The following is a 9235-nucleotide window of genomic DNA, read 5'->3' as shown; positions in this document are numbered from 1 at the left end:
CCGCTTCCGCACAGGGCAAGAAGCTCCCGAATAAGATTGCGTCACGGGCAAATAGCCTGGAGCCTGTGCATCTGTCTGGAAGTTATGGTATATGGAAAACTGTTCTGAATAATTACAAAAATAAAAGCCCTGTTCTGAAAATGAAAGCATACCATGACCCTTTTTTTTATCACGACCCTGGGCTGCAAGGTCAACCAGCACGAATCCGACGCCATTGCCGCCTGCCTGCAGGACATGGGATGGCATAAAACCCTTAAAATCCGTGATGCTGAAGTTGTCATTCTCAACACCTGCACCGTCACAGGAAAGGCAGCCAGCCACTCTAAGCAGCAGATCCGGCGTCTGGCAGAGCATAACCCCAAAGCCCTTCTCATTGTAACGGGCTGCTGCGCCCAGATGGAAGGCGAGGCCATTGCAGCCATGGAAGGCGTGGACCATGTCGTCCCCCACAAGGACAAGCACAGAATTCCGGAACTTCTGGAAAAACATAAAAAAGAACCCTTTTCCGTCTGGCCCTCTTCCCGGCATGCGGGGCCCTGCCAGGAAACCCTTTTCATGGACATCCCGGCACCCGCACGGGACATGGGCCGTTCCCGTGCCTTTTTAAAAATTCAGGACGGATGCAATGCCTTCTGCAGCTACTGCATTGTACCCTATGCAAGGGGACGCAGCAGGAGCCTGAATCCTGACAGGGTGCTTGGGAAGGTGAGGGCACTGGCCGCTGCCGGTTATAAGGAAATTGTTCTCACGGGAATTCATGTGGGCATGTATGGAGCGGATCTCACCCCTGCTCTCAGGTTCGAGGATCTTCTGCATCTGCTGCTGCAGGATCCTTCCTGTCCGAGGCTGCGCCTTGGCTCCCTGGAACCCATGGAGCTTACGGACAGCCTGATGTCCCTTCTGAGGGAAAATCCCAAAATTGCCCCCCACCTGCATATCCCCCTGCAAAGCGGCGCTGATACCATCCTCAAGGCCATGGGAAGACCCTATGACAGCTCTTTTTTTGCTGAACGCATCCATGCCATAAGAAAAAAACTGCCCCATGCTGCCATCGGCACGGATATTCTTACGGGCTTTCCCGGCGAAACAGAGCTTCTTTTTGATAAAAGCCTGAAACTGGTGGAAAGCCTTCCCTTAACCTATCTCCATGTTTTCCCCTACTCCCCCAGACCGGGAACACCGGCTGCGGACTTTCCCCATCCTGTTCCAGTGGAAATTTCCAGAGAACGCAGCGCCCTTCTGAGAAAAACCGGTGAAAAAAAACGGCTGGATTTTGCCCAGACCCTTGTGGGTACAACCCTTGAAGTCATTTTTGAGCGCCGCAGGGATAAGGCCAATGGCTGGCTGAAGGGCCTGACAGGAAATTATCAGACCCTGCTGATGGAAGGCCCGGACAGTCTTCTGCATCAGCAAATTCCCGTTATGGCAACAAAAATGCGGAATGACGGAAGGCTGGAAGGCCGGATTCCCTGACAGATGAGGGCGTTTCTGGCAGCTTCACCGTTCAGCCTGCAACAAAACGCCGCAACACCGCTTACCTTATCCTGCGTTCAGCACATTTTTTTCTTGGATTGCTGCACGCTAATCCTTACAGACGGGTTCTGGTGTCAGGCACCTCCATGACAGGCCCCCCTGACCGGACAAGGGAAAGGCAGGGAAGTGTTTACTGTTTTTTGATTGCATGCTATGTTTTTTGGTTATGCAAGGATATCTATCCATAACCTTGTAACGCAGACACCGTTACATACAAACCCAGGAGAATCCGCATGACTTTTAAAAAATTAACAGGACTGATCCTCATTGCCGCATTATCCCTCAGCCTTTTCAGTTGTAAAAGCAGCAATGACGCGCCGGAAGCAGAAGAAGCCAAAGGAGCCACATGGCGCTACGCCCATGAAGAATTTGAAGGTGATGTTCAGGATGTCTATGCCCATAAGTTCAAAGAATATATTGAACAGCACTCCAACCACACCCTTCAGATTTTCCGTTTCGGTGAACTGGGCGAGTCCGATGACATCATGGAACAGACCCAGGCGGGCATTCTGAACTTTGTCAACCAGTCTCCGGGATTTACCGGCTCCCTGATTCCCGAAGCACAGATTTTTTTCATCCCCTACCTGATGCCCACCGGAGATGAAGACGTCATCCGCTTCTTCCGTACCAGCGTAGCCATCAATGAGATGTTTTCTGAGCTTTATGCGGAACAGGGACTGGAACTGCTTTCCATGTATCCGGAAGGTGAGATGGTGGTCACGGCAGACAGCCCCGTGCGTTCACCTGAAGATTTCCGGGGGAAAAACATCCGTACCATGACCAACCCCCTGCTGGCTGAAACCTACCGGGCCTTTGGCGCCACCCCCACCCCCCTGCCCTGGGGTGAGGTGTACGGAGCCTTGCAGACCAACATCATTCAGGGCCAGGAAAACCCCATTTTCTGGATTCAGTCCGGCGGACTGTATGAGGTATCACCAAACCTGACCTTTACAGGCCATGGCTGGTTTACAACAGCACTGATGGCCAACCAGAACTTCTTTAACGGGCTTTCCGAAGAAGATCAGCAGTTGATCCGCAATGCAGCAGCCTATGCCTTTGACTACATCACAGAATATATTCCGGGGCTTGGCGATGCCATGCTGGAAAAAATTCTGGAAGCAAAAAAAGATGTCACAGTGACAAGGCTCACTGCGGAAGAACGTCAGGTTTTCCGGGAAAGGGCTGGGCAGGTGGAAAAACGCTTCATTGAAATGACTGGTGAACGGGGCCAAAAGCTTCTTGACCAGTTCAAAAAAGACCTTGAAAAGGTGATGGCTGGAGAAGTTTAAGTTCAGGCCCTTTACCTGCAGGCGGCGGGCATCCGTCAAGGATGCCCCCGGCGCAGCAAGGGCCATGATTTTTTCCTGTCCCCTTGTTTCGCCATGTCGTCTCAGGCAGGAACAGGGCTTGTTTTTCTCCCCTCTTTCCACAGGGACATTCATATGGCTAAAAAAAAAGAAAAACCGGGGCTTTCTGGAATTCCCGGACAGATTGACCGCTGGATGAATCACATAGAAGCCTTTATTCTGGGTACCAGCGTGCTGCTCATGGTCCTCAATACCGTTGCCAATGTGATTGGCCGTTTTTTCTTCGGAGAAAGCCTTTTTTTCGCTGAAGAGGTCAACCGTATTCTCATTGTCATGATCACCTTTGCAGGCATCGGTTATGCCGCCCGCCATGGCCGCCATATACGCATGTCCGCATTTTACGATATTCTGCCGGTCAATCTGCGCAGAATCCTTATGGTTTTCATTGCTTCATTCACTTCTTCCGTGATGTTTTTTCTGGCCTATTTTTCCATTGGCTACATTGCCAGTGTGTACAATACGGGGAGGGTACTGCCCACCATGGGTTTTCCCCTCTACTTCATTTATCTGTGGGTACCTCTGGGTTTTGCCATCACTGGTATTCAGTATGCATTGACGGCATTGAAAAATGCCGTTTCCAAAAAAGCCTATCTGGCCGTGAATGTGGAAGACTGTTACACAGACATTGATATAAAATAACATCGTAACCTCTACTCAGCGTGGTCTTCCTGACTTTGGCTGCATTTTAAACTCTTTAGAAAAAATACGTGGACAGTTTGATGCGGGCAGGCTTGAAGACCTGCCCCTGAGAAGCTTTTCCCCTCCGACCCCGGAAGTCACACGGGAAGCCACCCCGGAAATTCAACCTTCCCGGTCCTGATCTCCGGGATGCCCCGGCAACATCCTGCAGTGGCAGATATCCCCCCACATGATTTTTTTTCAGTCCTGCTTTTTTCCTTGACCTGTCTAAAGGTTCATAGGCTACCTTTTCTTTCAGAAACAAGATGGGAGACCTAACATGTATCATGTATCAGATATCACCCGCCGCCTTGGCATTGCCCGTTCCACCCTGCTCTATTACCAGAGAATCGGTCTGGTTTCTCCGGCAAGGGATGAAGAAAACGGCTACCGCATCTATTCGGAAAGTGATCTGGAACGCCTTGTTACCATCCGCTGCCTGCAGAGGGCGGGCTTTTCCCTGACCCAGTGCCAGAAATGTCTCGAAGGAAAGATGGATGCTGCCATGCTCCGGGAACAGCTCCTTGTCATTGAAAGGGAGATCCTCCACCTGAAAACCGCTGGAAGTGTGCTGCGCGCACTCTGCCACAGGGCAGAAGGAAAGGCTCCGCCCGAGACACCGGGAAAGAATCCTCTGAAACTCTGGCACGCCACCTTTGAAAAAGAATCTCCCCAGGCCCACCTGAAGTGGCTTCAGGCCCTGGGCTTTTCCGAAAAAACCGCAACGCAGATCCGCTGCGTTTCACGCAACATGGAAAATCATGAGGTCTATATGGAAGACTTTTTCAAGGTATTTGAAACCATGAAACGCCAGGGTCCCGGCAGCAGGCAGGCCACCCTCAGCGCTTTCCGGAAAATCGAAAACAGTGCTGCCATCCGCAACATTCTTGAGATCGGCTGCGGCAAAGGAGAAGCGGCCCTTACCTTGGCCGGGGTAAGTGAAGCCCGGATTACAGCCGTGGACAATCATGGGCCTTTTCTTGATGCCCTTAAAAGAAAGTTTACGGAAAAAAAATTATCCCACCGCATCCAGCCCCTTGTGGCTTCCATGCTGAGTCTGCCCTTTGAAGATAAGAGCTTTGATCTCATCTGGTGTGAGGGAGCCGCCTACATCATGGGATTTGAAAAAGCACTTGCCACATGGAAAAAACTCCTCATTCCGGAAGGCCATCTCTTTGTCAGTGATGCCATCTGGCTCACAGACACCCCTTCTGCCCCATGCAAGGAACTCTGGGATGTGGAGTATCCCGGCATGTGCCGCCTTGAAGACCGGTGTTCTCAGGCGGAAAAGGCCGGATACCTTGTTGTGGATGCCTCCCTTCTGCCCCGGCAGGACTGGCAGGATTTCTACGATGACATGGAAAAAGTCCTCCTTGATCTGGAAGATTCCCTTGGGGAAAGACCCGCCTTTCAGGATTTGAAAGAAGAAATCGCCATGAACCGGCAGTACGGCGATGAATACGGCTATGCCTGCCTGCTGCTTCAAAAAAAAACCCTTATCTGAGTTTCCTCTCAGGCTTAAGAAAAGGGGCGAAACGCGCTTTACCCCTGAAACCCCACAAAAAGGAAAACAGAGCATGAAACCTGCATCCGTAAAAACCTTAACCTGCTGGCTTTTTCTTCTCCTTTTCATCGTCGCGGCCAGCCCGGCCGCAGCCCAGTGGCCCCGGATGACACCCTCCAAAGACGGTGTGCCCATTTCCTATGAGGTGTACGGAAATGGAGAACCCACCCTGATTTTTGTCCACGGATGGAGCTGTGATGCCCGCTACTGGCAGAAACAGATTGACCATTTTTCAAAAAAGAACCGCATGGTGCTTCTGGATCTGGCAGGCCATGGCCATTCGGGCATGGGCCGGAGCCAATATACCATGAAAGCCTTTGGGGAGGATGTGAAGGCTGTGGTGGAAGCGGTGGGAAGCAAAGAGGTAATCCTCATCGGCCACTCCATGGGCGGACCCGTCATCGCCGAGGCGGCACGCCTCATGCCCGGCCGTGTACTGGGGCTCATTGGCGTGGACACCTTTGGCAACGTGGCCTATCCCCTCACCCCTGAAATCGTGGCCGGGATGGTCAGTCCGCTGGAAGAGGATTTTCAGGCCGGAAGCCGTCAGTTTGTTACGCCCATGTTGGTTCCCGACACCCCGGCCCCGCTCCGGGAATGGATTCTCAGTGACATGGCTGCCGCCCCTCCCGCCGTGGCCTTAAGTGCCTTAAAGGAAATGATGGGGCTTTTCATCACCGGGGAATCCGCCGCCATCTTCCAAGAAGTCCGCCTTCCCGTCATGGCCGTCAATGCGGACCTCTGGCCCATTGATGTTGAAAATAACCGTAAGCACATGGCTTCCTTTGAGGCCACCGTCATCAAAGGAACGGATCATTTTCTCATGCTGGCAAGGCCTGAGGTCTTCAATCCCGCTCTGGAAGAGGCCGTGGGGAAAATAGTGAAGAGAAAATAGGCAGCCAGACACCCGATCCGAATATTTAAAAAACGTGCAGGATCTCCGCTTTTCACATACGCTGTCACCTGCTATATCTCTGGACGTAAGTATAACTCTGGGCAAAGGTCGTTCACCCGCCGCAGTGAAGAGGTGCCCCATCAGGAGTTAAGGCAAAATGATAGGGCAAAAGCAGCGGAAAATTTTGCAGAAACGGCCAGAGAGATCCGCCAGCAACTGGGGCTCCGTCAGAAAAGCTGCCCTGTGAGCTGGCGTGAGCTTTTTCACCATCATCTGTTGGGAATACAGCAAGACGGTTCCCTTCAAGCTGGCAAGAAGGCAATTCGGGGCCTTTTGTGTGCAGATGAAAGAACAGGGGAAATTGAAGCATGACCAGGACTGAGGCCCAAACCCGCTCTGAGCTGATTGACAGCCAGCTTGCCCAATCGGGCTGGAACGTCAAAGATCCTGCCCAGGTCATTGAGGAGTTCGACATCCTGACTCCGCTTCCTGTGGGCATTGCCGAACCACGCACCCCCTACGAAGGTCACCAGTTCAGTGACTATGTATTGCTCGGCAAGGATCGCAAGCCCCTGGCCGTGGTCGAAGCCAAAAAATCAAGCAAGGATGCTGCGCTGGGACGTGAACAGGCCAAGCAGTACTGCTACAACATCCAGAAGCAACTGGGCGGTGAGCTGCCATTCTGCTTCTACACCAACGGGCACGAAATCTATTTCTGGGATCTGGACAACTATCCGCCGCGCAAGATTGTCGGCTTTCCCACACGGGATGACCTTGAGCGCTTTCAGTATATCCGCCGCAACCGCAAGCCCCTGACCCAGGAGTTGATTAACACGGACATTGCGGGCCGCGATTATCAGATCCGGGCCATTCGCTCCGTACTGGAAGCCATCGAGGAGAAACAACGTGATTTTCTTCTGGTGATGGCCACCGGAACCGGCAAGACCCGCACCTGTATCGCCATGGTCGATGCCCTCATGCGTGCCGGTCATGCCGAAAAGATCCTGTTTCTGGTTGACCGCATTGCCCTGCGCGAACAGGCGCTGGCCGCATTCAAGGAGCATCTGCCCCACGAGCCACGCTGGCCCAACACAGGTGAGAAGCTCATTGCCAAGGATCGCCGCATCTATGTCTCGACCTATCCCACCATGCTCAATATCATCCGGGACGGGTTGCAACAGCTGTCTCCGCATTTTTTTGATTTCATTGTGGTCGATGAAAGCCACCGATCCATCTACAACACCTACAAAGAGGTGCTGGACTATTTCAAGACCCTTACCCTGGGCCTCACCGCCACGCCAACCGACATCATCGATCACAACACCTTTCAGCTTTTCCACTGTGAAGACGGCCTCCCCACCTTCGCCTACACCTTTGAAGAGGCGGTCAACAACGTGCCGCCCTACCTGTGCAGCTTCCAGGTGATGAAGATCCAGACCCGCTTCCAGATGGATGGCATCAGCAAGCGCACCATATCGCTGGAAGACCAGAAAAAGATGATTCTGGAAGGCAAGGAAGTCGAGGAAATCAATTTCGAAGGTTCGCAGCTGGAAAAACAGGTGATCAACAAGGGTACCAACGCCCTCATTGTCAAAGAATTCATGGAGGAGTGCATCAAAGACCCAAACGGTGTGCTCCCCGGTAAAACAATTTTCTTCTGTTCAACCAAGGCCCATGCCCGACGTATCGAAGATATCTTCGACACGCTCTTTCCCCAATATAAGGGGGAGCTGGCCAAGGTGCTGGTCTCGGAAGACCCGCGCGTCTATGGCAAGGGCGGCCTGCTCGATCAGTTCACCAACAATGACATGCCCCGCGTTGCCATCAGCGTTGACATGCTCGACACCGGCATCGACATTCGTGAAATTGTCAATCTGGTCTTTGCCAAACCGGTTTACTCCTACACCAAATTCTGGCAGATGATCGGGCGCGGTACCCGCTTGCTGGAAACCAGCAAGCCCAAGCCCTGGTGTACGGAAAAAGAGGTCTTCCTCATTCTCGACTGCTGGGACAATTTCGAATACTTCAAACTGCAACCCAAGGGCAAGGAACTCAAGCCCCAGCTGCCCCTGCCGGTGCGACTGGTTGGATTGCGTCTCGATAAAATCGAAAAGGCCATCGATCTTGCGCAGACAACCATTACCGAACGAGAAATAGCCAAACTGCGCCAGCAGATCCACGAGTTGCCGCAAAACTCCGTCATCATCAGGGAGGCCGCCGCCGTACTGGCCCGGATAGGCGAAGAAAATTTCTGGATCACCCTGAATCACCAGCGGCTGGAATTTTTACGAAACGACATCAAGCCCCTCTTTCGCACCGTATCCGAGGCCGACTTCAAAGCCATGCGTTTCGAGCGGGATTTGCTGGAATACACGCTGGCCAGACTGTGCGAGGAAAAGGAAAAGGCCAAAACCCTAAAAGAAGGTATCGTTGAGCAGATCAGCGAGCTGCCACTCTCGATCAGCTTTGTCAAAGCCGAAGAGGCCTTGATCCGTGCCGCCCAGACCCAGCACTACTGGGCCAGAACGGATGCCGCTGCTTTGGAAGATGCCCTTGATGAGCTGAACACCCGTCTCGGCCCCCTGATGAAATTCCGCGAGCAACAGCCCCCCACCGGCCCCATGCACCTTGATCTCACCGACGTGCTGCACCATAAAGAATGGGTGGAGTTCGGACCACAGCATGAATCGGTCAGCATCAGCCGCTACCGTGAGATGGTCGAGGCCATGATCGCAGAGCTGACGGCACACAATCCCATATTGCAAAAAATCAGGAACGGAGAAGAGGTCTCACCCCTTGAGGCCAGCCAGCTCGCCGAGCTGCTCCACGCAGAGCACCCGCACATCACCGAAGACCTGCTTCGCCAGATCTACAAAAACCGCAAGGCCCGCTTCATCCAGTTCATCCGCCACATCCTCGGCATTGAGATTCTGAAGAGTTTTCCAGAAACGGTCAGCAAAGCCTTTGATCAGTTCATCCAGCAGCACACGAATCTCTCCAGCCGCCAGCTGGAGTTCCTGAACCTGCTCAAGGACTTCATCATCGAGCGTGAAAAGATCGAGAAGAAAGACCTCATCAATGCACCCTTCACGGTCATTCACCCCCAGGGGATTCGGGGTGTCTTCAGCCCGGCGGAGATCAATGAAATCCTGCAGCTCACCGAGCGTCTGGCGGCCTGATATATTTTAACCCCGAAAG

General features: G+C 52.9%; 6 protein-coding genes. All 6 read left to right on the top strand.

Features of this window, described 5'->3' with window-relative positions:
* Positions 1 to 153: 153 nt before the first annotated feature.
* Positions 154 to 1473 (top strand): tRNA (N(6)-L-threonylcarbamoyladenosine(37)-C(2))-methylthiotransferase MtaB, encoded by a 1320-nt coding sequence (gene mtaB, locus LZ24_RS08075; RefSeq protein ID WP_144684375.1) that lies wholly within the window; start codon positions 154 to 156, stop codon positions 1471 to 1473.
* Between the two features lie 293 nt (positions 1474 to 1766).
* A complete protein-coding gene (locus LZ24_RS08070; protein ID WP_144684373.1) occupies positions 1767 to 2822 on the top strand; it encodes a TRAP transporter substrate-binding protein in 1056 nt (351 codons plus the stop codon).
* 153 nt (positions 2823 to 2975) lie between these two features.
* Complete coding sequence (locus LZ24_RS08065) at positions 2976 to 3539, top strand: TRAP transporter small permease (RefSeq protein ID WP_144684372.1); 564 nt, start codon at positions 2976 to 2978, stop codon at positions 3537 to 3539.
* Positions 3540 to 3858: 319 nt separating this feature from the next.
* The gene (locus LZ24_RS08060) at positions 3859 to 5082 is read left to right on the top strand and encodes a MerR family transcriptional regulator (protein ID WP_144684370.1); all 1224 of its coding nucleotides are present in this window, start codon (positions 3859 to 3861) and stop codon (positions 5080 to 5082) included.
* Between the two features lie 73 nt (positions 5083 to 5155).
* A complete protein-coding gene (locus LZ24_RS08055) occupies positions 5156 to 6037 on the top strand; it encodes an alpha/beta fold hydrolase (protein WP_144684368.1) in 882 nt (293 codons plus the stop codon).
* Positions 6038 to 6405: 368 nt separating this feature from the next.
* Positions 6406 to 9216: a type I restriction endonuclease subunit R gene (locus tag LZ24_RS08045; RefSeq protein ID WP_144684366.1), complete on the top strand. Its 2811-nt coding sequence runs from the start codon at positions 6406 to 6408 to the stop codon at positions 9214 to 9216.
* Positions 9217 to 9235: the final 19 nt, after the last annotated feature.

Origin of the sequence: Desulfobotulus alkaliphilus (genome assembly GCF_007830435.1) — a bacterium.
Taxonomy (GTDB): domain Bacteria; phylum Desulfobacterota; class Desulfobacteria; order Desulfobacterales; family ASO4-4; genus Desulfobotulus; species Desulfobotulus alkaliphilus.
This window is presented reverse-complemented; position numbering and strand designations above follow the sequence as displayed.